At 61.4% G+C, this 23,203-nt stretch carries 20 protein-coding genes and 1 riboswitch; of the genes, 7 read left to right on the top strand and 13 right to left on the bottom strand.

Features of this window, described 5'->3' with window-relative positions:
- From pqqD to pqqF, 3 genes are read left to right on the top strand one after another with little or no spacing between them, the layout of a single operon-like run.
- On the top strand, positions 1–279 hold the full coding sequence (pqqD, locus tag ABLV54_RS14165; RefSeq protein WP_044523416.1) for a pyrroloquinoline quinone biosynthesis peptide chaperone PqqD: 279 nt from the start codon (positions 1–3) through the stop codon (positions 277–279).
- On the top strand, positions 266–1,408 hold the full coding sequence (gene pqqE / locus ABLV54_RS14160; RefSeq protein ID WP_032452962.1) for a pyrroloquinoline quinone biosynthesis protein PqqE: 1,143 nt from the start codon (positions 266–268) through the stop codon (positions 1,406–1,408). Before pqqD ends, pqqE begins: the two co-directional genes overlap by 14 nt.
- Complete coding sequence (pqqF, locus tag ABLV54_RS14155) at positions 1,408–3,693, top strand: pyrroloquinoline quinone biosynthesis protein PqqF (RefSeq protein ID WP_101881174.1); 2,286 nt, start codon at positions 1,408–1,410, stop codon at positions 3,691–3,693. The genes pqqE and pqqF overlap by 1 nt, the downstream gene beginning before the upstream one ends.
- On the opposite strand, the gene ABLV54_RS14150 is transcribed toward pqqF, so the two are convergent.
- From ABLV54_RS14150 to ABLV54_RS14140, 3 genes are all read right to left on the bottom strand, one after another.
- Positions 3,690–4,427 (bottom strand): glutamine amidotransferase, encoded by a 738-nt coding sequence (locus tag ABLV54_RS14150; RefSeq protein WP_226564139.1) that lies wholly within the window; start codon positions 4,425–4,427, stop codon positions 3,690–3,692. The genes pqqF and ABLV54_RS14150 overlap by 4 nt on opposite strands.
- Positions 4,428–4,536: 109 nt before the next feature.
- Positions 4,537–6,447 (bottom strand): penicillin-binding protein 2, encoded by a 1,911-nt coding sequence (gene mrdA / locus ABLV54_RS14145; RefSeq protein ID WP_181939565.1) that lies wholly within the window; start codon positions 6,445–6,447, stop codon positions 4,537–4,539.
- Positions 6,448–6,668: 221 nt separating this feature from the next.
- Positions 6,669–7,301 (bottom strand): LysE family translocator, encoded by a 633-nt coding sequence (locus ABLV54_RS14140; RefSeq protein ID WP_023289802.1) that lies wholly within the window; start codon positions 7,299–7,301, stop codon positions 6,669–6,671.
- A gap of 17 nt (positions 7,302–7,318) precedes the next feature.
- Positions 7,319–7,398: riboswitch (ZMP/ZTP riboswitch) on the bottom strand.
- A 343-nt stretch (positions 7,399–7,741) separates the two neighbouring features.
- Between ABLV54_RS14140 and katG the strand changes: the two genes are divergently transcribed.
- The gene (katG, locus tag ABLV54_RS14135) at positions 7,742–9,919 is read left to right on the top strand and encodes a catalase/peroxidase HPI (protein WP_060589523.1); all 2,178 of its coding nucleotides are present in this window, start codon (positions 7,742–7,744) and stop codon (positions 9,917–9,919) included.
- Positions 9,920–9,952: 33 nt separating this feature from the next.
- Here katG and zapE read toward each other — a convergent pair whose 3' ends face one another.
- On the bottom strand, positions 9,953–11,014 hold the full coding sequence (zapE, locus tag ABLV54_RS14130; protein ID WP_101881172.1) for a cell division protein ZapE: 1,062 nt from the start codon (positions 11,012–11,014) through the stop codon (positions 9,953–9,955).
- Between the two features lie 96 nt (positions 11,015–11,110).
- Positions 11,111–11,791, bottom strand: a complete 681-nt coding sequence (locus tag ABLV54_RS14125; protein ID WP_064154571.1) for an MgtC family protein — start codon at positions 11,789–11,791, stop codon at positions 11,111–11,113.
- Positions 11,792–12,381: 590 nt separating this feature from the next.
- On the opposite strand from ABLV54_RS14125, the gene ABLV54_RS14120 reads away from it, so the two are divergent.
- The gene (locus ABLV54_RS14120; RefSeq protein WP_023289806.1) at positions 12,382–13,788 is read left to right on the top strand and encodes an MFS transporter; all 1,407 of its coding nucleotides are present in this window, start codon (positions 12,382–12,384) and stop codon (positions 13,786–13,788) included.
- A gap of 8 nt (positions 13,789–13,796) precedes the next feature.
- Here ABLV54_RS14120 and ABLV54_RS14115 read toward each other — a convergent pair whose 3' ends face one another.
- From ABLV54_RS14115 to ABLV54_RS14100, 4 genes are all read right to left on the bottom strand, one after another.
- The gene (locus ABLV54_RS14115) at positions 13,797–14,678 is read right to left on the bottom strand and encodes a LysR family transcriptional regulator (protein ID WP_101881170.1); all 882 of its coding nucleotides are present in this window, start codon (positions 14,676–14,678) and stop codon (positions 13,797–13,799) included.
- A gap of 146 nt (positions 14,679–14,824) precedes the next feature.
- Positions 14,825–17,125: an FdhF/YdeP family oxidoreductase gene (locus ABLV54_RS14110; protein WP_101881169.1), complete on the bottom strand. Its 2,301-nt coding sequence runs from the start codon at positions 17,123–17,125 to the stop codon at positions 14,825–14,827.
- 320 nt (positions 17,126–17,445) lie between these two features.
- The gene (locus ABLV54_RS14105) at positions 17,446–18,363 is read right to left on the bottom strand and encodes a bestrophin family ion channel (RefSeq protein WP_060589518.1); all 918 of its coding nucleotides are present in this window, start codon (positions 18,361–18,363) and stop codon (positions 17,446–17,448) included.
- Between the two features lie 242 nt (positions 18,364–18,605).
- On the bottom strand, positions 18,606–19,547 hold the full coding sequence (locus ABLV54_RS14100) for a cation diffusion facilitator family transporter (RefSeq protein ID WP_101881167.1): 942 nt from the start codon (positions 19,545–19,547) through the stop codon (positions 18,606–18,608).
- A gap of 220 nt (positions 19,548–19,767) precedes the next feature.
- Here ABLV54_RS14100 and ABLV54_RS14095 point away from each other — a divergent pair, with 220 nt between their 5' ends.
- The gene (locus ABLV54_RS14095; RefSeq protein WP_023289818.1) at positions 19,768–20,454 is read left to right on the top strand and encodes an ABC transporter substrate-binding protein; all 687 of its coding nucleotides are present in this window, start codon (positions 19,768–19,770) and stop codon (positions 20,452–20,454) included.
- Between the two features lies 1 nt (position 20,455).
- On the opposite strand, the gene ABLV54_RS14090 is transcribed toward ABLV54_RS14095, so the two are convergent.
- From ABLV54_RS14090 to ABLV54_RS14075, 4 genes are all read right to left on the bottom strand, one after another.
- On the bottom strand, positions 20,456–21,325 hold the full coding sequence (locus ABLV54_RS14090; protein ID WP_050533451.1) for an oxygenase MpaB family protein: 870 nt from the start codon (positions 21,323–21,325) through the stop codon (positions 20,456–20,458).
- Positions 21,326–21,438: 113 nt separating this feature from the next.
- A complete protein-coding gene (locus ABLV54_RS14085) occupies positions 21,439–21,870 on the bottom strand; it encodes an OsmC family protein (protein WP_004202630.1) in 432 nt (143 codons plus the stop codon).
- A gap of 114 nt (positions 21,871–21,984) precedes the next feature.
- Entirely contained in the window at positions 21,985–22,131 is a 147-nt protein-coding gene (locus tag ABLV54_RS14080; protein WP_032452980.1) for a hypothetical protein, read from the bottom strand.
- A 15-nt stretch (positions 22,132–22,146) separates the two neighbouring features.
- Entirely contained in the window at positions 22,147–22,551 is a 405-nt protein-coding gene (locus tag ABLV54_RS14075) for a YdeI family stress tolerance OB fold protein (RefSeq protein WP_032452981.1), read from the bottom strand.
- Between the two features lie 145 nt (positions 22,552–22,696).
- Between ABLV54_RS14075 and ABLV54_RS14070 the strand changes: the two genes are divergently transcribed.
- Positions 22,697–23,200: a hypothetical protein gene (locus tag ABLV54_RS14070; protein ID WP_101881166.1), complete on the top strand. Its 504-nt coding sequence runs from the start codon at positions 22,697–22,699 to the stop codon at positions 23,198–23,200.
- Positions 23,201–23,203 lie beyond the last annotated feature (3 nt).

The raw sequence follows: 23,203 nt of genomic DNA, 5'->3' as shown, positions 1-23,203 counted from the left end.
ATGCAAAAAACCTCCATCGTTGCCTTTCGTCGCGGCTACCGCCTGCAGTGGGAAGCCGCCCAGGAGAGCCATGTGATCCTCTATCCGGAGGGAATGGCCAAACTCAATGAGACCGCCGCGGCGATCCTCGAGCTGGTGGATGGCCGGCGCGACGTCGCGGCGATTATCGCCATGCTCAACGACCGCTTCCCGGAAGCCGGGGGTGTTGATGACGACGTCATCGAGTTCCTGCAGATAGCCTGTCAACAGAAGTGGATCACCTGCCGTGAGCCAGCGTAAACCCGCCGTCAATCCGCCGCTGTGGCTGCTGGCGGAGCTAACCTATCGCTGCCCGTTGCAGTGCCCCTACTGTTCGAATCCGCTGGACTTCGCCCAACAGGAAAAAGAGCTGACGACCGAACAATGGATCGAGGTCTTTCGCCAGGCGCGGGCGATGGGCAGCGTACAGCTGGGCTTTTCCGGCGGCGAGCCGCTGACCCGTAAAGATCTGCCGGAGCTGATCCGCGCCGCGCGCGACCTAGGGTTTTATACCAACCTGATCACCTCCGGGATAGGGCTGACGGAGAGCAAACTCGACGCCTTCAGCGAGGCCGGTCTGGACCATATCCAGATTAGCTTCCAGGCCAGCGATGAAGTGCTCAACGCCGCGCTGGCCGGCAACAAAAAAGCCTTCCAGCAGAAGCTGGCGATGGCCAGAGCGGTGAAAGCGCGCGACTATCCGATGGTGCTCAACTTCGTTCTGCACCGGCACAACATCGATCAGCTGGATAAAATTATCGCGCTGTGCATTGAGCTGGAAGCGGATGACGTTGAGCTGGCCACCTGCCAGTTCTACGGTTGGGCGTTCCTCAATCGCGAGGGGCTGCTGCCGACCCGGGAGCAGATCGCCCGCGCCGAGCAGGTGGTCGCCGACTACCGGCAGAAAATGGCCGCCAGCGGCAACCTCACCAACCTGCTGTTTGTCACCCCGGACTATTACGAAGAGCGACCGAAAGGCTGCATGGGCGGCTGGGGATCGATTTTCCTCAGCGTCACCCCGGAAGGCACCGCCCTGCCTTGCCACAGCGCGCGCCAGCTGCCGGTGGCGTTTCCGTCAGTGCTGGAGCAGAGTCTGGAGTCGATCTGGTATGACTCGTTCGGCTTCAATCGTTACCGCGGGTATGACTGGATGCCGGAACCGTGCCGCTCCTGTGATGAAAAAGAGAAAGACTTCGGCGGCTGCCGCTGCCAGGCCTTTATGCTGACCGGCAGCGCCGATAACGCCGACCCGGTGTGCAGCAAATCCCCGCATCATCACAAAATCCTCGACGCCCGGCGCGAAGCGGCCTGCAGCGAGATAAAAGTCAGCCAGCTGCAGTTCCGCAACCGGGCCAGCTCGCAGCTGATCTACAAAACCCGGGACCTGTAATGACGCTGGCGACCCGCACCGTCACGCTGCCGGGCGGCCTGCAGGCCACCCTGGTCCATCAGCCGCAGGCCGAACGGGCGGCGGCCCTGGCGCGGGTCGCCGCCGGCAGCCACCACGAACCCTCGCGCTTCCCCGGGCTGGCGCACCTGCTGGAACACCTGTTGTTTTACGGCGGTGAGCGCTACCGGGATGATGACCGGCTGATGGGCTGGGTGCAGCGCCAGGGCGGAAGCGTAAATGCCACCACCCTGGCCCGCCATAGCGCGTTTTTTTTCGAGGTCGCCGCCGATGGTCTGGCTGACGGTGTCGCGCGTCTACAGGAGATGCTGCAGGCGCCGCGGCTGCTCAGGGAAGATATTCAGCGCGAAGTTGCGGTGATTGACGCCGAGTACCGCCTTATCCAGCAGCATGAGCCGTCGCGCCGGGAAGCCGCCGTGCGTCACGCCGCCAGCGCGCCCGCGGCGTTTCGCCGCTTTCAGGTAGGCAGCGCCGACGCGCTGGCGGGCGATCTCCCTGCACTGCAGACGGCCTTACGCGATTTTCACCACACCCATTACGTCGCCCGGCGGATGCAGCTCTGGCTGCAGGGGCCGCAGTCGCTGGAGGCGCTCGGCGAGCTGGCGGTCCGTTTCGCCGCCGGGCTTGCCGCAGGCGAGGCTCCGCCGCCGGCGCCGCCGCTGCGCCTGGACGAGACCACTGAACTGCAGCTGGCGGTCGACGCCCAGCCCGCCCTGTGGCGCTGTCCGCTGATCGCCTTAAGTGACAACGTCACCTTACTGCGCGAGTTTTTGCTCGATGAAGCCCCCGGCAGCCTGATGGCCGGGCTGCGCCAGCGTGGTCAGGCGCAAGAGGTAGCGCTGAACTGGCTGTATCAGGATCGGCACCTCGGCTGGCTGGCGCTGGTCTTCGCCAGCGACCAGCCGGAACAGGTCGACCGGCAGATAACCCACTGGCTGCAGGCGCTACAGCGGACGACGCCAGACCAGCAGCAACACTACTATCAGCTCTCCCGGCGCCGTTTTCAGGCGCTGTCGCCCCTCGATCAGCTGCGCCAGCGGGCATTCGGCTTTGCCCCCGGCGCGCCGCCCGTCGGGTTCGCCGATTTTTGCGCCGCCCTGCAAGCCGCCCCTATGGTCAGCCTGGCCTGCCAGACCCTTTCCCCAGGGGAGCCTGTTGCCACCCAGGGCTTTAGCCTGCCGCTCAGCCGCTGGCGCCGCCGCCCGGTCACTGCCCCGGCGCTGAAATTCGCTTTTTATCCGCAAGCCGCTGGCGGCCTCGTGGCCGAAAGCCCGGCGCAAGCCGCGCCGCTGCTCCACCTCCCGTTACCGGGAGAGCCGCCGAGGCTCCTGCTCCGACCGCCCTTCTCCTGCTCGCCCACTCAGGCCGAGGGGCTGGCGCGCGGGGAACAGCTGCGCCCGCTGCTCGCCGCGCTGCGCCACGCCGGGGGCCACGGCGAGTGGCATCGCTTCGACGGCAGCTGGCAGCTGTTCCTGCAGTTGCCAGCTGCCGGCCGTCGGCCGGAGGCTATTCTGCAGGCCATCGTGCGGCAGCTCGCGCTCCCGGCCGACCCGCTGACCCCGCCACCGGAGAGTATTGCTATCCGTCATCTCATGGCCCAGCTCCCCGAACGGTTAGCCACATCAGAGCATCAGGCTGGTTGGCTGGCGGCCCTGGCCGGCGGCAGCGCGGAGGATGCGCGGTGGGTCGCGCGCCAGCTGAGCCTGCTTACCGTCCCGGTCAACCCGCCGGGCAGCCTCCCCGGCCCCTGCCGTCGCGGCGTCGAACGGCTGGCTTTCCCCGGGGGCGATACGGCGCTGCTGGTCTTTATTCCGCTGCGGGATGGCGCCTCGCTGGCGGCTCTGCGGGTGCTGGCGCAGCGCTGCGAACCGCTCTTCTTCCAGCGCCTGCGGGTAGAGCAGCAGATTGGCTATGTGGTGAGCTGCCGCTATCAGCGCGTCGCCGATCGCGACGGGCTGCTGATGGCGCTCCAGTCCCCGGATCGCCGCGCCGTGGAACTGCTGCGCTGTTGCAAAACCTTTCTGCGCCAGCTGCCGCCGCTGGATGAGGCGGCCTTCAGGCCGCTACAGCAGCGCCTGGCCGCACAGGTCCGCGCCCGGACGCCGCCCGAGGCGCAGGCGCTGGCCGCCCTGCGTCAGAAGTATGCTTTACCGGAGCTGACGGCGCAGGCGGCTGACGCGCTGCGCGTCGAAGCGGTCGTCGACCTGGCCCACGAGATGTCCCGCCGGCGTCGCCGCTGGCGGGTGCTGTTCACTGCAGGGGATTAATGGCCGGGTGCATCAGGGGGCAGAAAGGCGCTGACGAAGCGCGTGAGGATTGCCGCGGCCTGCGGGCTCTCCTGCACCTCATCGTATAACCGCTGCGGGTCGATGCCCTCTGCCTGCAGCACCGCCTCCCGGTAGCGGATCAGCGCGCGGGCAATCGGCGCGGTGAATTCCGGGTGAAACTGCGTGGAGACCGCATGCGGCCCGTAGCGCACGATCTGGTGGGGGTCGTGTGCGGACGCGGCCAGCACCGTGGCCCCCTCCGGCAGGCGGGTAATGGTTTGCATATGGCTCAGATGCGCGGGAAAGGCGGCCGGCAGGTCCCGGAGCAGCGGGTCGTCGACACCCCACGGCGATAGCGAAACGGTTTGGCTGCCGCTTTCCCGTCCGGCTGGATGATACGCCACCTCGCCACCCAGGGCATGAGCCATCAGCTGATGGCCATAGCAAACGCCGAACAGCGGCATGCCGGTAGCCACCGCCTGACGGATCCAGTCGGCGGTCCGTTCGCTCCACGCCAGGCGGTCGGAAACCATCGCCCAGGAGCCGGTCAGCACCGCCACCGTCTGGCGATCCGGCGCCGGCAGCGGCTCGTCCTCAAACACCCGTACCGCGGTGAGCTGCGCCTGCCATGGCGCCAGCAGCGTGCGGAACCAGCGCGGCAGATCGCCATGCTCCTCGCGAATGGCTGCCGGGGGCGTCCCGGTCTGAACCAGCAATAATCGCTTACGTGTCACCCTTCCTCCTCACTCGTCATATTCCTTAAAAATACTATGCCGCCGGGAAGATAAGGGGACAAATAACCAATTTCTATGAACGATGCGCCTGCGGAATAAGTCCTGCCGCTTACTGGGCGTCCGCGCTCTCCCGCTGCGGCACGTCGGCGGCCGCCGCCGGCGCCTGCTGCGGGACAAAAATATGGTCCAGGATGGCGCGCGCCGTCGGTCCGGCCACCACCCCGTCCCCGCCGCCGTTCTCCAGGATCAGCGCCATCGCCACCTTCGGATGCTGATAAGGGGCAAACAGGGTATAGAAAATGTGGTCGCGCAGACGCACCGGGATCATTTTGGCGTTATAGGTCTGGTTTTGCTTCAGACTGAACACCTGCGAGGTCCCGGACTTTGCCGCAATCTGATACGGCGCGGTGTGGAACAGTTTATAGCCGGTGCCGTTGGGCAGATTCGCCATCCCATACATGCCGTTGCGCACAATGCCCCAGTACGGGGATTTCGGATCGCCGACCTGCGGCAGGTTCGCCGGCTGCTGATAACGTTCCACATGATTGCCCTGCTTCATCGAATAGAGCAGATGCGGATCCTGCACCTTGCCGTTGTTCAGCAGCGTGGTGAGCGCTTTCACCATCTGGATGGGGGTGGCGATCCAGTATCCCTGGCCGATGCCGACGGAGATGGTATCCCCCTGATACCAGGGCTTTTTATGCACCCGCTGCTTCCACGCCCGGCTCGGCAGCACCCCGGCATACTCCTCATTGAGATCGATGCCGGTAGACTGGCCGTAGCCGAACTTGCTCAGCCACTCATGGATCCGGTCGATACCCATCTCGAAGGCAACCTGGTAGAAAAAGGTGTCTGCGGACTCTTCAATGGCTTTGGTGACGTTGAGCATGCCGTGGCCGGTTTTCAGCCAGTCGCGATAGCGGCGTTGCGTGCCCGGCAGCGTCCACGTCGGCGCCCCGAAGAAGGTGGTATTCGGCGTGATCACGCCCGCGGAGAGCGCCGAGAGCGCCATATAGGGCTTCACCGTCGAGGCCGGGGGATACAGCCCCTGGGTGACACGGTTGATTAACGGTCGGTCGGGGTTATCCAGCAGCGATTTATAGGCCTGAAAGCCGATGCCTTTGACGAACGGGTTAGGATCGTAGCTGGGGCTGGAGACCATCGCCAGTACCCCGCCATCCCGGGGATCGACCACCACCACCGCCGCGCGCTGCCCCTTCAGCACCGACTCGATATACTGCTGCAGGTGCAGGTCAAGGGTCAGGTAAAGGTTTTTCCCGGCTACCGGCGGTACCTCTTTCAGCAGACGTACCACCCGGCCGTGGTTATCCACCTCCACCTCCTGGTAGCCGGTGGTGCCGTGGAGCGCTTTTTCGTAATAGCCTTCGATCCCCTGCTTGCCGATATTGTGGTCGGCAGCATAGTTCTCCTCTTCACCGTCTTTCGCCAGCCGCTGCAGGTCGCTGTCGTTGATTTTCGACACATAGCCCACCACGTGCGCCAGCTCTGCGCCGTAGGGGTATTCACGCTGCTGGTAGCTCTCCACCGTCACCCCGGGGAAACGGAATTCGTTGACCGCGAAGCGGGCCACCTCCACGTCGCTGAGGTCGGACTTGAGGGTAACCGCTTTATAGCGGCTGCTGTGGTGCATATCGTCGCGGAAACTGGCGATGTCGTCCGGCGTCAGGTCGACAATCGGCGTCAGGCTTTGCAGCAGCGCGGCCATATCGGGAATTTTGCTCGGGATCACCTGCAGGCGATACAGGGTAATATTCTGTACCAGCGGAATGCCGTTGCGATCGAATATCAGCCCGCGGCTGGGGGCGATGGGCAGCATTTTGATATCGTTTTGGTTGGAGCGGGTCTGGTAGAAATCGTGCTGCTCCACCTGCAGATGGTAGAGGTTGAAAATCAGCACGCCAAAGCAGACCACCACCAGCAGAAAGGCGATTGCGGCCCGGCGGATAAACAGCATCTCTTCCGCGGAGTGGTCGCGAATTTCATCTCTCAAAAGGGGCATTAGCGGTACATCACCTGGATCACGGGAAAAACCAACGGCGTAACGGCCGGGAAGCATAGCCTTATCGCGGCGTTAGCCCTACTGAAAGGTTGCTAATGATCTGGCAGAAATGTTTCAGCATGTTAGAGCGTGGAGAGCCTTTCCCTGTGGGAGAAAGGCATCAGGGCGCGAGGTTGGCCAGCGAGAAGTCTCGCTGGCTAACCTTTCCCCGGTAAACCCGGTTATTTTCTGGCCTCAAAAGCGATCTTAACCGCCATCCCGGCCAGTACCGTCGCCATCAGCCAGCGTTGAAATTGTTGCCAGCCCGGCCGCCGACCAAGAAAAAGCGCCACCTGCCCGGCCAGCAAGATAATCAGGCCGTTCACCGCCACGCTGATTAATACCTGGGTACAGCCTAATATTAACGACTGGCTGAGCACGCTGCCGAGTCCGGGGGTGATAAATTGCGGCAGCAGGGACAAATACAGGATGGCAACTTTGGGGTTCGCCAGGCTGGTGATAAATCCCATCAGAAACAGCTTACGTCCACTGTCGGCGGGTAAGTCGCGCACCGCGAATATCGGCCGCCCTCCCGGTTTAATCGCCTGCCACGCCAGATAGAGCAAATAAGCGACCCCGCACAAACGCAATGCATCGTAGGCGTAAGGGACCGCGAAAACCAACGCGGTAATGCCGAAAGCGGCACACAACATATAGAAGAAAAAACCCACGGCCACCCCGGCAAGGGAGATAAAGCCAGCGCGTTTTCCCTGGCAAATCGAACGCGAAGTGAGATACATCATATTGGGGCCAGGGGTTAACACTAACCCCAGCGCCACCGCGGCAAAGGCCATTAATGAAGCTAATTCAGGCATAACTTATCTCCAGATAGCGGTAATGCCCAGGCGCGCGGCGACGTTGACCATGCTCCCCAACAGTATTCTGTCTTTAGCGCCAGTCACATGGTGTCTAAGTATTAGCTTATTCTGTGTCTGCCAACAACCCCTGCGCCGGGCATTCGTTACGCTCGCGCAGCGGAAAACCCTCATCCTTTTCTCATAGTAAAATTGTCATATCTCAAACAATTAGCATTCCTTCTGCCCGTTTGACACAGATCGTTTCCTTTGCCGTCTCGTTACGACTATGGTTAATGATGAGGTGTATTTTTTACCCCTGGATCCGCCAGGGCATATAAGAGGGTGTTTCGCCCTTCGTTGAACGGAATTAGCTATTAAATCCGTAGACTCATTCAAATATCGCTTATTGGTAGCAGTGTATATCGTAACGGCATTCACAAAAGCAAACGGAGCCTGATATGAGCACGTCTAACGACCCATCCAACAACGCATCCGCCGGAAAGTGCCCTTTCCACGCCGAGACGCCCAAGCAGAGCGCCGGCAGCGGCACCGGCAACCGCGACTGGTGGCCTAACCAGCTGCGTGTCGATCTGTTGAACCAGCACTCCAGTCGTTCCAACCCGTTGGGTGAGGATTTTAACTACAGGGAAGAGTTTAAAAAGCTCGATTACTCCGCGCTGAAGGCTGACCTCAGAGCGCTGCTGACCGATTCGCAAGAGTGGTGGCCGGCAGACTGGGGCAGCTATATCGGTCTGTTTATTCGTATGGCCTGGCACGGCGCTGGCACCTACCGCACCGTTGACGGTCGCGGCGGCGCGGGTCGTGGACAGCAGCGCTTTGCGCCGCTGAACTCCTGGCCTGATAACGTCAGCCTCGATAAGGCCCGCCGTCTGCTGTGGCCGGTGAAACAGAAATATGGCCAGAAAATCTCCTGGGCCGACCTTTACATGCTGGCGGGTAACGTGGCGCTGGAAAACGCCGGCTTCCGCACCTTTGGCTTCGGCGCCGGCCGTGAAGATGTCTGGGAACCGGATCTGGACGTCGACTGGGGCGATGAGAAAGAGTGGCTGGCCCACCGTCACCCGGAAAGCCTGGCGAAACAGGCCATCGGCGCCACTGAAATGGGGCTGATCTACGTTAACCCGGAAGGCCCTAACGCCAGCGGCGAGCCGCTGTCCGCCGCGGCGGCCATTCGCGCCACCTTCGGCAATATGGCGATGGACGATGAAGAGATTGTCGCGCTGATCGCCGGCGGCCACACCCTGGGTAAAACCCACGGCGCAGCCGAGACCAGCCACGTCGGCGCCGAGCCGGAAGCCGCCCCGCTGGAAGCTCAGGGTCTGGGCTGGCACTCCAGCTACGGCAGCGGCGCAGGCGCGGATGCCATCACCTCCGGTCTGGAAGTGGTCTGGACGCAGACGCCCACCCAGTGGAGCAACTACTTTTTCGAGAACCTGTTTAAATACGAATGGGTGCAGACCCGCAGCCCGGCGGGCGCTATCCAGTTCGAAGCCAAAGACGCGCCGGAAATTATCCCGGATCCGTTTAACCCGGGTAAAAAGCGCAAACCGACCATGCTGGTCACCGACCTGACCCTGCGCTTCGACCCGGAGTTTGAGAAGATCTCCCGTCGCTTCCTCAACGATCCGCAGGCCTTTAACGAGGCGTTCGCCCGGGCGTGGTTCAAGCTGACCCACCGCGATATGGGGCCGAAATCCCGTTACCTCGGGCCGGAAGTGCCGAAAGAAGATCTCATTTGGCAGGATCCGCTGCCGGCGGCGACCCATCAGCCGAGCGCGGAAGACATCGCCAGCCTGAAAACCGCCATCGCCGGCGCCGGCCTGTCGGTGAGTGAGCTGGTGTCGGTCGCCTGGGCCTCCGCCTCCACCTTCCGCGGCGGTGATAAGCGCGGCGGCGCCAACGGCGCGCGTCTGGCGCTGGCCCCGCAGAAAGACTGGCCGGTCAATGCTATCGCCAGTCGGGTGCTGCCGACCCTGCAGGCGATCCAGCGCGCCTCCGGCAAAGCGTCGCTGGCCGATATCATCGTGCTGGCTGGCGTGGTCGGCGTTGAGCAGGCTGCGGCGGCGGCCGGCGTCAGCGTCAACGTGCCGTTTACTCCAGGCCGCGTCGACGCCCTGCCTGAGCAGACCGACGTCGAGTCGTTTGACCTGCTGCAGCCGCTGGCGGATGGCTTCCGCAACTACCGTCGCATCGAGGGCGGTGTGTCGACGGAAACGCTGCTGATCGATAAAGCGCAGCAGCTGACCTTAACCGCTCCGGAGATGACGGTTCTGGTGGGTGGACTGCGCGTGCTGGGCGCCAACTACGACGGCAGCAAACATGGGGTGTTTACCGACCGCGTCGGCGTGCTCAGCAATGACTTCTTCGTCAACCTGCTGGATATGGCCACCGTCTGGAAAGCGGCCGATGATCGGGCGGAGCTGTTTACCGGCAGCGACCGTAAAACCGGCGAAGCGAAGTACAGCGCCACCCGCGTGGATCTGGTGTTTGGCTCCAACTCGGTCCTGCGCGCGCTGGCGGAAGTCTACGCCTGCGCCGACGGGCAGCAGAAGCTGGTGCATGACTTTGTCGCCGCCTGGACCAAGGTCATGAACCTCGACCGTTTCGACCTGTGATCCCCTCGCCCCGGCACCCGCCGGGGCGTTTTTTTATACCGCCCGCGGCAGCTGTTGCAGGCGGCTCCGCGTTCGCTGAATATCCTCCAGTTCCACCCCGGCCACCAGCGTCTCCAGGTCGCAGCGGGTCACCAGCAGCAGGCGGATCTGCTTTTCATACAGCACATCAATCACGTTGATAAAGCGCTGCTGGGCCGCCGGCCCTACCGTGGCCAGCGGCGGCACCTCGTCCAGCAACCAGACGGCATAACGTTCGCTGAGCGCCAGATAGTCCATCACCGCCGTGGCGGCCTGGCAGAGCTGGGCAAAAGAGAAATGGAGCAAGTCGGGTGACGCCGCGGCCGCCTGCAGCGTGCGATAGCCTACCGCCAGCGGAACCGGTTCGGCAGGCAGCGAGGGCAGATCGTACAGCTGACGCTGTTGTTCGCTCGGGTTAACCCATAGCCGCCCGCTGCAGAAGGCGTTATCCTGGCTCAGGTGCCGTTCGCGATAATCCTCCTCGCCGTTAAGCGCGACGACCGCCAGGTGGGCGCGGATCAGCGCGATCGACGGTAAAAAGCGATCGTGATACAGCGGATTAGGCAGCAGCATCTCCGGCGGGTAGTTAGAGGTTGCCAGCAGCACGATGCCCCGTTGAAAAAGGTGTTCCAGCAGCGCCTTTATCAGCATGGCGTCGCCGGGGTCATGAAGATGAAATTCGTCAAAGCACAGCAGGCGGCAGCCGGAGGTCATCTGCATCATCACCGCCTGCAGGCCGGGCGCGCCGGGGGCATTCAGCCGCTGATGCAGTTCGCGGAAGAACTGATGAAAATGGACCCGACGCCTGGCGGCGAGCGGCAGGCTGGCAAAAAAGTGGTCGAGAATAAAGCTTTTCCCTCGCCCGGTGCGTCCCCAAACGTACAGTCCCTGCGGCGTGCCGGGCGCGGACAACAGCTGCTGGCCCAGGGCGTCGAGGCGGGCGATGAGCGACAGCTGATCGTCGTCCAGCGTCAGACGGGCACGCGCCGCCTGCTCGGCCATCACGCGGGTAAAGCGAAAATCAGCCGTCGTCATAGTCTGGCCAGATCCCGACGACACACATCCATTATTTAACATTCTTATAACCTCCGGCAGGAGGCCATTCTAGCCGCTTTCCTGCAGGTTGGCGAATCGCGCGGCGAGCGGCCATGTCTGCTGCCCCGCCGCCTGTCTCTACGCTTCCCCGACGCGCCAGTGAACCGCGGTGACGTTCTGCTGGCCGGCCACCTGCGCCATAATCTGCGCCAGCGTTTTGTGATGCTGCTTATGGCTAATCAGCTCCGCGCAAATCTCCAGCTGATCCGCCGTATCTGCCGCCGCCGACTGCAGCCCCTGCAGGGTGAACCTCTGCTGCTGAGCAATATTCAGCAGCAGCTGACGCACGGCCTTTTCATGCTCGCGTAAACAGGTGACGCGCAAAATATAGCGTTTCTCTTCGTCTCCGGCGCCCGGCAAGGCATGAATGCGCTGCGCCGCTTCGCGGAGCAGGATATTGGCGCACAGAATAATCAGCGTCGCCGCCGTCGCGTTCCAGAACTGTCCCAGGCCGCAAAGGACACCGATACCGGCCGAGCACCACAGGGTGGCAGCGGTATTGAGGCCGCGAACGTTCATGCCATCGCGCATAATCACTCCCGCCCCAAGGAAGCCGATACCGGAGACGATCTGCGCCGCAATGCGCCCGGGGCTGTCCGGCGACGCCGACATCGCGCTAAGAATAAACACCGCCGCGCCGGTGGCCACCAGCGCATTGGTCCGCAAGCCGGCCATACGTTGCCGCCACTGTCTTTCCGCGCCGATCAGCGCTCCCAGCAGCATCGCCGCGAGTAAATGTGTCATATAAGGAAATACCATCGCGCCTTCCTCCAGATAACAGAAAGCCAAAAATTATTGATGTCGCGCTCAGCCGCGCCGGGCAATTAGCGGGCGGGTGATGGTGGAGGAAATAAGCTGGTGGGAAACAGAAACATAACGGTGCCTCTCGCGTACGGTCGCGAATCACTACATTAAGGGAGGCAATCCGGTAATCAAAGATTGCTGCCCGCCGGTTCGGCAAGCAGCGAAAACAGTCGCGTTAGCTTGCCGGAGAAAAACAATAAGGATGACTGTCCAACGCATGACTCCTGTATGAAAGTGGGCACATTATAGCCCGGCGTAATAGCGGGTAAAGCGGGAAAACGCCGCCGGTGAGGATTCGTTTACTCTGTCTGGCCCGGACCCTGGGCAGCGCGATAACGCCAGGCGGGGAACATTGCCGCCCACGGTGATTTACTTCAATTCTTCCCCTGGCGTGCGGCGAAAAGCAGCATGAATCTCAACTTTCCTCCTGTACGGCGCGATCTTGCGCTAAAGATTGCCGTTAACGCTGAAGATTAAAAATTTAAAACTATTAACAATCACTTAACATTAGCAGGCAAACCATTCTTCCTGAGGAACACAACACCATGTCTACTACCCAGGTTCTCGGCGAAACGCCCTATGCTTCGCCAGGACAACCGCACGCCAGCTTAACCGGACGCATTGACGCGCTGCCCGCCTCCTTCGGGTTATGGTCGTTTATCACCCTGCTCTCCCTCGGCGGCTTCTTCGAGCTCTATGACTTGTTCCAGACCGGGTACATCAGCGCGGGCCTGCTGGCGGAGGGTATTTTCCACACCGGCGCGGCGGGGATCTTTGGCATCGCCGATCAGGCGGCCTTTGCCTCCGCCACCTTTATGGGGCTGTTTATCGGCGCGAGCTTGCTGGCGCCGCTGGCGGACAAGCTGGGACGCCGGCTGACCTTTATGGTGGCGCTCGCCTGGTACGGCTTTTTCTCGCTGCTGATGGCGACCCAGAGCAGCGCGGAAGGGGTGATCTTCTTCCGCTTTATGGTGGGAATCGGCCTCGGCATTGAGCTGGTGACCATTGACACTTACCTCAGCGAATGGGTCCCTACCCACCTGCGCAATAAAGCCTTCGCCTTTGCCTTCTTTATCCAGTTTCTGTCGGTTCCGGCGGTGGCGCTGATGTCCTGGATATTGGTGCCAACCACCCTCTTCGGCCTCAGCGGCTGGCGCTGGGTGATCATCTTCGGCGCGCTGTTCTCGCTGGCGATCTGGTTTATCCGCAAAAAACTGCCGGAGTCAGCCCGCTGGCTGGAAACCAAAGGGCGGCATGATGAGGCGCATGCGGTGATGTGCGCGATGGAAGCCCGCTGCGGCCTGACGCCGTCGCCTAAGCATGCGCAGGCGGCGGAGAGCGTCGTCAAACGCGGCACCTTCCGCGAAATCTGGGCGCCGCAGTATCGGCAGCGCACCCTGATGCTGATGGTGATGAATTTCTTCCAGGCGATCGGTTTCTTCGGCTTTGGCAACTGGCTGCCGGCATTGCTCTCCGGTCAGGGCGCCAGCATTACCCACAGTCTGCTGTACGCCTTCTTTATCACCCTCGCCTATCCGCTGGGCTGCCTGTTCTGCACCCGCTTCGTGCATCGCTTTGAGAACAAGTGGCAGATCGTCCTCTCCGCGCTGATGACCGTCATCTTCGGCACCCTGTTTGCCCTGCAGAACAGTCCGGTTCTGCTGGTGATCTGCGGGTTTATGATCACCTGGTCCAACGCCTGGCTGACCATCAGCTACCACGCCTACCAGGCCGAGGTCTTCCCGACCCATATTCGCGCCCGCGCCGTCGGCTTCTGCTACTCGTTCAGCCGGCTCTCGACCGCGGTGACCAGCATCCTGATCGGCATTATTCTGCAATATGCCGGCACGCCGGGGGTGATTAGCTTTATCGTCGTCAGTATGCTGATGGTGATGCTGTCGGTGGGGATCTTCGGCCCGAGAACCCGGGGCATTCGACTGGAGAATATCTGAGGCTGGCCTTAGCCAAAAATCCCCTGCGCCTCGGCGAAGCATTTTTCCGCCAGCGTCGAGACCGGCTCCTGCTGGCGCATAATCAGCGCCAGCTGCGAATCGACCTGGCTTTCGGCGATGGGCAGGATGTCAAGATTGTCGCTGAGGGCTTCCAGGCCGTTGTTGAGCGGCATGATGGCGCAGCAGATCCCCGCCTGCACCGCCTGGATTATCTGAAACGTCGAATCGCTTTCAAAGACAGACTTCGGCGTTAGCCCTTTGGCCTTAAAGCTGATTTCAATGGATTCCCGGTAGTACATTCCCTTGGTCAGAAAGCCAAGGGGCAGCGTCGCCAGCGTATCCCACCCCGGCGTCCCGCCGCTGAAGTCGAAATGGCGTTTATCGTGCAACAGTCCCATCCGGGTTTGCGGCAGCCGGGCGATCTTAAACAGACGTTCATCCAGATGCTGCAGGTAACAGATCCCCAGGTCCAGCTGGTTGCGGCTGACGCCATCGATAATCTGCTCCGAGGTCATTGACAGCAGGCTGAACTGCAGCGCCGGGTATTTCTCCGCGAGAGGTTTAATCAGCTGCATCGGATTGAGGCTCGCCAGCGGCACCATGCCAACCCGCAGCTGACCGACCATCTGTCCGCGACAAATGGCCGCCTCCGCCGCCAGACCGTCATGGGCGGCAAGCACCGCCCGCGCCCAGGCCAGGATCCGCTCCCCCTCCGGGGTAAAACCCTCGAAGCGCTGGCCGCGCTGGATAAGGGTCAGGTTCAGCTCCTCTTCCAGATTACGAATGCGCATGGAGAGGGTCGGCTGGGTAATATGGCAGGCTGCCGCCGCCTGGCCAAAATGGCGCGTCTGATCGAGCGCGATCAAATACTTGAGTTGCTTAATGTCCATTCTTTTTCCCGTTTGAACCCCGCCGTTCACCCCAGGGGCCGCGCACAGGTTACCAGAATGTTAGTTTCATAACCGATAAATTCAAGCGAGGAGACGAGGGAGCGACGGGCGCAGGACGGCGCGACGCCGCCCAACGCCCTCCTTCTTTAACGCACGCCGGACAGCGGGCGGATCTCTTTCGAGCGCAGCGTCAGGCGGACGGGGACCGACTTATAGGAGGGCGTCCCGCTCTCTTCATCCAGATAGTTCAGCGGCACCAGCACGTTGGCTTCCGGATAATAGGCGCCGACGGTGCCGGGCGCGATGCCGTAGGCCACCACCGTGATATCTCTGAGCGTCAGCGAGCTACCCGGCAGCGCAGTGTGGATATTGACCCGATCGCCATGCTCCAGACCCTGGGCGGCCATATCCTGCTCGTTCATAAACAGCACGTCGCGACGGCCGAAGACGCCGCGGTAGCGGTCATCCATGGCGTAGATGGTGGTGTTGTACTGGTCGTGGCTGCGCAGGGTCACTAAGCGCATCACCTCCTCGCCCTCCACCACCACGTTCTCATGCACGCCTTTGAAAACCGAGAACATGGCTTTGCCGGTGGCGGTAGGCCAGATGCGCTCGGTCGGCGGCAGCGGCATGCGAAAGCCCCCGGGGTGGCGAATGCGCTGGTTATAATTTTCGAACCCCGGAATGGTCTGTTCGATCAGATCGCGAATACGGTCGTAATCTTCCACCAGATACAGCCAGTCCACTTTGCTGGCCGGCAGAGTGGCCTTCGCCAGACCGGCGACAATCGCCGGCTCCGAGCGCAGCGTCGGCGAGGCGGGCTTTAGCTTGCCTGACGAGGCATGCACCATCGACATCGAATCCTCGACGGTGATCGACTGTCGGCCGCTGGCCTGCAGGTCAAGCTCGGTGCGGCCAAGGCACGGCAGAATAAAGGTCTCTTTCGCCGTCAGCAGGTGCGAGCGGTTGAGCTTGGTGCCGACGTGCACGCTGAGCTCAAGGCCGCGCATCGCCGGGAAGGCGCGTTCGTGATCCGGCATCGCCACGGCGAAGTTGCCCCCCAGGCAGATCAGGGCTTTGGCGTCGCCGGCGATCATGGCCTCCAGCGCCTTCACCGCATCGTGACCATGATGCCGCGGCGGCGTGATCCCCATCACCCGCTGCAGGCTGTCGAGGAAGGCCGCGGAAGGTTTTTCGCTGATCCCAACGGTGCGGTTTCCCTGCACGTTAGAGTGGCCGCGCAGCGGACAGATGCCGGCCCCCGGCTTGCCGATATTGCCGCGCATCAGCAGCAGGTCGGCAATCAGCCGGACGTTGGAAGTGCCTTTATTATGCTGAGTGATCCCCATGCCGTAGGTGACGATGGTGGCCCTGGATTTGGCGTAGGCCACGGCGACCTGGGTCAGCGACTCGCGCGTCAGGCCGGACTCCTGCTCAATGTCCTGCCAGCGGGTGGCGTGCAGATCCTCGGCGAAGGCGGCGAACCCCTGGGTATGTTGCGCAATAAACGCGTGGTCGAGCACCTGGCCCTGCTGCTCCTCCAGCTGCAGCAGCGCTTTGGCGATCCCTTTCAGCGCCGCCGCGTCGCCGCCGGCCCGCACCTGGTAGTAGGTCGAGGCGATCGGCGTCGAGCGATATGTCGCCATCTCCATCACGTTCTGCGGGTCGGCAAAACGCTCCAGCGCCCGCTCACGCAGCGGATTAAAAACGATAATCGGCACGCCGCGGCGGGAAAGCTCATGCAGGGTGCCCATCATCCGCGGGTGGTTGGTGCCCGGATTATGGCCGATAGAGATCACCAGCTCGGTCTGGTCAAAATCGTCGAGGGAAACGGTGCCTTTGCCAATGCCGATCGACTGCGGCAGGCCCACGCTGGTGGATTCATGGCACATGTTAGAGCAGTCGGGAAAGTTATTGGTGCCATACTCGCGGGCAAACAGCTGAAACAGCCACGCCGCTTCATTGGAGGCCCGTCCGGAGGTGTAGAATTCAACTTCATCCGGCTGCAGGCCGCGAAGGATCTCGCCGATACGGGCGAAAGCCTCTTCCCACGCCACCGGGCGCAGCGTGTCGCTGGCGCGGTCGTAAACCAAAGGATGGGTTAAGCGGCCATAGCCCTCCAGTTCAAAATCGCTTTTCGCCAGCAGGGAGGTCACGGTGTTAGCCGCGAGGAACGCTGGCGTCACCCGTTTGGTGGTCGCCTCCCAGGTCACCGCTTTGGCGCCGTTTTCGCAAAACTGAAAAGTGGATTTATGCTCTTTATCCGGCCAGGCGCAGCCCGGGCAATCGAAGCCGTCAGGCTGGTTGGTTCGCAGCAGCGTGGCGGGCGCTTCAAAGGCATCCATCTGGGTACGCACGGCGATGGCCGTCGCCTTCAACGCGCCCCACCCGCCTGCCGGACCGTCATAAGGGTGAACACCGGGAACCGCGCGTCTTTTATTGGTCATCTTTTTACTCCTGCTGCTCTGTTCTGGCCGCCGCCGGCGGAAAAAAAGCGTGCGACGACCCCGGCGACGAGGCGTGGTGTGCGCGGCGTCACCTGATAAGAATGCTGTTTCTCAAGGATAGTACGATGGGAAAGCGTAGGTACTGCGTTTGTTAACCGAATAATAACATACACCACAAATCTGTATAATTGATGTTATCTATCGGGTGTTAAATTTAACTTATTTGCAAATTTTGCTTTTATCGCCCCCTCCGCGCGGCGGGTCGCATGGGCGCGGGAAAGTGATGACCGGGCAGCGGAAACTGCCCGGTGCGCAGGGGCTCAGGTCAGGTTGAAGTACCGGTCCGGACGCAGCGTCTCCGGCAGCGGATGTTGACCGGTCATGTCGAGCAGATTGCGCTCAATGGTATTGCACATCGCGTTCAGCGGCAGGTCGTTGGCGGCGGTGCCGAAGGGATCTTCCAGCTCTTCCGCCAGTGAATCCCACGACAAAAAGGTGTAGGAGATAAAGACCGAGACAAACGGCGTCATGTAGTGCAGATCCCCGACCAGGGCGAACGGCAGCAGCGTGCAGAACAGATACACGGTGCGCTGGAGGATCAGGGTATAGGCGAACGGCACCGGGGTGGTGGCCAGCCTTTCGCAGCCGCCCAGCACGTGCGCCAGCTCATCGAGTTTGTTGTCCATCAGCCCATAGGTGATGTCGCTAAGCTTGCCCGCCTCGCGCAGCTGGCCGATTTCGTTGCCGACCAGCAGCAGGATCCGGTTGGTGGGCATTGAGCTGGCGAGGATCTCCGCCACCTGGTCCGCCGGCAGCAACCGCCGCAGGTCAGCCGTCGGATCGGTTTTGCGCAGCTGGTGCTTCAGGCTCCAGCTAAAAGCCACCAGGTAGCTGACAATGCGGCGATGGGCATCGTGTTCGGCCGGCAGGATATTGCGCAACTGGCGCACCAGCGTACGTTCGGCGATAAGCACCGTCCCCCACAGATTGCGCGCCTCGACGAAGCGGCTGTAGCTGGCGCTGTTGCGAAAGCCGAGGAAAATCGCTATCGCGATCCCCAGCAGGCTGAACGGCGCCACCGTTAAGTGGATCCCCAGCTGCGCGTACCATTGATAGCTGATAATGGCGATGATGGACATCAGCACATTAAGCAGCAGACGAAAGATGATTTTCGACAGCACGGAGCCGTGCCAGTCAAATAGGCGAAGAAACCAGTGTTGTTCTGGCCGAATGATCATTGTCTGACTTCCTGAATTACCGCTCTGGTTATTATCTCTAAATAAAAAATAGAGAGTATCGATGAACCGATTGGTTTATTTTATCGTTAACTGCAACGGGCAGATCTGCGCCATTATTTAGCGATGGTCATGGCCGGCTCAGTATGAGCCTTATTTATCGTTCGGGCAATCAAAGTGCGAGCGGGTGGCCGAGGAATAATGGCTCAGGGATAAAATAGCCGCTGAGCCAGTCTGTTTTCCGCTTATGACGTCAGGCAGTTTGCCTCCCCCGGCGAACCGGCAACCGCCGCGCTGGGATCGAGATGCACCATCACATTGAGCACCGGATGGTGCGCTATGACCCGCGCCCGCGCCTGCCGGGCAATCTGATGCCCTTCGGCTACCGACAGCTCTCCGGCCACCTCGAGATGGACATCCACCAGCACCAGATCCCCCGCCTTACGGGTTTTCAAATCGTGCAGACCCGCCACGCCCGGCGTGGCCCGCAGCGTGCCGGCGATCGCCCGCTGCGTCTCTTCATCGACGGCGCGGTCCATTAAATCGTGCAGCGCGGTGGCGGCGAAACGATAGCCCATCCGCGTAATCACCAGCCCCACCGCCAGCGCGGCGAGCGGATCGAACCAGGCAAACCCGGCCAGATTACCGATGATCCCCAGCGCCACCACCAGGGATGACGCGGCGTCCGAGCGGGCATGCCAGGCGTTGGCGATGAGCAGCGAGGAGTTCAGCCGCCTGGCGGCCGCCAACATATAGCGAAACAGTCCCTCTTTGACCACCAGCGCCGTCAGCGCCATCCACAGCGCCACGCTGTGCACCGGCGCAATCGTCTGCGGTTGCGCGAGATGATCCGCTGCAGACCACAGCATACCGACCCCGACCAGCGCCAGGATCGCGCCGAGGATCAGAGAGGCGCCGTTCTCATAGCGCCAGTGGCCATAATGGTGATCGTGGTCAGAGGGCCGGCGACTCTTTTTATTCGCCACCAACACAACGCCATCGGCGAGCAGATCGGAAAAAGAGTGCATTCCATCGGCAATTAACCCCTGGGAACCCGAGAATATTCCCACCGCAATCTGCAACGCGGAGAGAAGAATATTGACCACCACGCTAACCAGGGTACTCTTTCGCGCCTGCTCCGAACGCTGATGATATTTATTATCATTGTCAAAATTATGTTGTGTCATTATTTCTCTCCCTCAGTGAGCGGGAAGAATAAACTGACAAGCTGAGTTTATGCTTAACAATATAAAAGCCATTGCCTTGCGGTTTAACGAATTCGCTGCGGTCGTTAATGAATAGATTCTGAAAGTGTGGCCGGAGAGGTACAACCGCGCGCGGATGGACTATCTTATCACTGGCGCCGACAGGTCGGCCGCCTTCTCTTAGCCACCACAGGAGTCAGCGATGTCAGATATCACACCCTCCCGGCTGCGTTTTGCCATTAATCTGGGCAATGCGGTACTGGCCCATCCTGGCGAAAGGGGCGTGCCGACAGGCATTACCCCCGAGCTCAGCCATCGACTGGCGAAGCGCTGGGGCGTCGCCGCCGAGTTCGTCACCTATCCTGCCGCCGGTAAAGTGGTGGCCGACGCCGGCGGCGAACGCTGGGATATTGCCTTTCTGGCCATCGATCCGGCACGGGAGGCGACCCTGCGCTTTACCTCTCCCTATATCACCATCCAGGGAACCGCGCTGGTGAGAGCCGGTTCGCCCTGCCAGAGCGTGGCCGATATGGATCGCCCGGCAACCACGATTAACGTCGGGCAAAACGCCGCCTACGATCTGTGGCTAACCCGCCATCTGCAGCACGCCAGCCTGAATCGTCTCCCCTCCTCACAGGAGGCCATCGACGCCTTCCTCGCCGGTGAAGGGGATATGGTCGCCGGCATCCGTCAGCCGCTGGAGGCGACAGCGCGCCGCCATCCGGAGGTGCGGGTCCTGGCGGATAATTTTACCGAGATCCACCAGGCCATCTGCGTCGCCCGGGAAGACGTGGCCCGCTTTAGCGCGGTGAACGACGCGTTGAACGAATGGCGAGCGGACGGTAGCCTGGAGGCGCTGATTGCCCGGCACCTGGGCGAGGCGGGCTGAATCACGCCTCTGCCATCCGGCGCATGGCGCAATGCCAGGCGCCGTTGCGTACCGAGGCGCGCAGCACGCGGGCGATAGCCTGCACCATCAGACGCGTCGTGCGCCGCTGCAGCGGCGTCAGCGACAGTCCCAGCATCTCCTGCGCCCATGGCGGCAGAAGATCGATCCCGGCCCGCATCATCACCTGGCCAACCGGCTGACTCAGGCGACCCGGCAGACGGGTGGTGAGCAGCACCTCGGCCACCTCCCGGGTACGTTCGTCACAGCGCAGCTGCGGGCGCATCGCCTCAAGATAGTCCGCGACCTCATTCGGCGTCCGGGGAATATCCTCGGCCCCCAGCCGGCGAGCGATCTCCGCCGACTCGCGAAAATAGTCCTCCTGGCGCTGGTCGCTGACCACCGTGCGCTTATAGCGCAGGTGGGAGGCCATAAAGCGGCTGCACTCGGCGACATGCACCCAGGTCAACAGCGCCGGGTCGCTTGCCTGATACGGCGTGCCGTCCTTGTCCACCCCGGCGATCCGCTGATGGATCCCCTGCACTTTGGCGATCAGCCGCTCCGCGTCAGGGGTGGCGGCAAAGGTGGTGGCGGAGATAAACTGACTGGTGCGGCGCAGGCGGCCAAAGATATCCTCGCGAAAACGGGAGTGGTCCCAGACGCCGGCCAGCGCCAGGGGATGCAGCATCTGCAGCAGCAGCGCGCTAATGCCGCCACACAACATAGAGGTAAAATCGCCATGCACCTGCCAGATGGCTGATTGCGGACCAAACAGCCCCGGCTCCCCTTTGGGCTGTTCAAAATCAATCTCTTTTAGCGCCATGCCGGTCAGGCCGAGCACCTGCGCCTCGATCATCCCGCGAATGCCGATCATGATGGAATCCTTTACGTTTGCGAAAGGACCAAAGATACCACTATTGCGCAGCGGAGGCAGTGGCGGGGAGAGAGATCGCGGGAACGGTGCCCGCAGAGTGCGGGCACGACAGCTTACGGATTCAGCTGGTAGTCGAGGGTGATATTGGCTTTCAGCACCTGCGATACCGGGCAGCCGGCCTTCGCTTTCTGGATGATCTCATCGAACGCCGCCGGCGCGACGCCCGGCAGGACAATCTGGCTTTGCAGCGCGATGTCGGTTATCGCAAACCCGCCGTCGGTTTTATTGAGGGTGACCACCGCGGTGGTGTCGATGGACGTCGCGGTATAGCCCTCTTCGCTGAGCATCAGCGACAGAGCCATCGAGAAGCAGGCGGCATGCGCGGCGCCGATCAGCTCCTCGGGGTTGGTGCCTTTCACCCCTTCAAAACGGGTGTTAAAGCCGTAGGGCTGCTGGCTCAGCGCCCCGCTCTCCGTCGACACGGTGCCTTTGCCATGCTTGAGATCGCCTTCCCAGTGCGCCAGCCCTTTCTTATGAATCGCCATATGACTCCTCCTGTGATGATGTCGAACAAAAAGTATAGTGCCTGATGCCGAACCTGCGTCTATTCTGCAGCCCGCCACCCCGGCGTTCCCGAAAAGTACCCGTTGCGGGTGACGCTAACGGCCATCGTGAGGATGATAAGGATCGGTTTTGTCATCCTCGCTGTCGTCCCGTTTACGCGGCACTTCGCCCTGTTCGCCCGGCGCCTCGCGCGCAGGATGCTTCCCGCGCTCCTCGCCATGCGGGTGAGATGTTGTGCTCATACCGGCAAGCCCCCCTTATTTAGGCGACTGTTTGAGCAGGCGATCGATACGCACTACCGGCGGCGTCATTTTGCGATCAAGGCTACCGTTAATACTGACCAGATCGTCAGGCTCTACATGCTGTTCATTAAACGCGGCAACCGGAATAATGGCGGTGATGGTGCCGCTTTTATCGCGAAACTGATAACGGTCATCTCCCTGCCGGGTCAGCAGATTGCCGCGCAGCGAAATCGTGGCGCCGTCGTGCATGGTTTTCGCCTGCTCAACGGTCATGATCCGCCCCTCCTCGACGCCGCGATAGCCGTCATCCAGTTTGTGCGGCGGCGGCGGCGCGGCATCCTGGCTAAAACCGCCCTTATCGTCCGCTTGCGCGACAGCGGCGGCAAACAAACAGGCCATGGCCAAGGCTAATTTTTTCATCATGCCTCCTTGTTTTTGCTGATGAACAGAATAAAGCCTGGCTGAGGCTGGCCATTTTTACAAAGTCAATTGTTCTGATATCGTCTAATATAAGAATGTCCTTATCGTTGCGCTGATGCCGAAACGAAACGCGGGAAAAATAATAATGATTGAGAATCAACAGCCTTGTCCCATCGTCGACGAAAATGAACGAGCCCTCCGCTTTGAATATCGCTTCAGGCGCTATGGGATAATTGCACTCAGCCTCATTATCCTTACCGCGTTAAGCGGCCTGTGGTCCTCTGGTTATTTCAGTGAGGCGCACCGGGAAAGCGCCGGAGGTGAATTAATCGTCGATTACCAGCGTTATGCCAGACTGATGAGTGAAACCGAACTCAATATTCAGATCAAACCCACCAAGGAAAATGACACCACGATCAGCTTCGCCGCCACGTTATTAACTCGCTACCAGCTTGGCGATATCCGCCCGCAGCCGGATAAAATGTACAGTGCCGACGGGAAATTATATCTGGTGTATCAGCGGACGACCAGCCGCTCGCCGCTCTCGGTGTGGTTAGCGATTACCCCCAAAACCATAGGCACGCTCTCCCTGCAGGCGGCCGTCAACGATCGCCCTGCCGTCAGCTGGCAGCAGTTTGTCTATCCGTAGGAG

The sequence above is a fragment of the Klebsiella sp. JB_Kp042 genome (genome assembly GCF_040065275.1).
Lineage (GTDB): Bacteria > Pseudomonadota > Gammaproteobacteria > Enterobacterales > Enterobacteriaceae > Klebsiella > Klebsiella quasipneumoniae.
The sequence above is the reverse complement of the archived record's forward strand: the minus strand, read 5'-3'. Positions and strand labels throughout refer to the sequence as shown.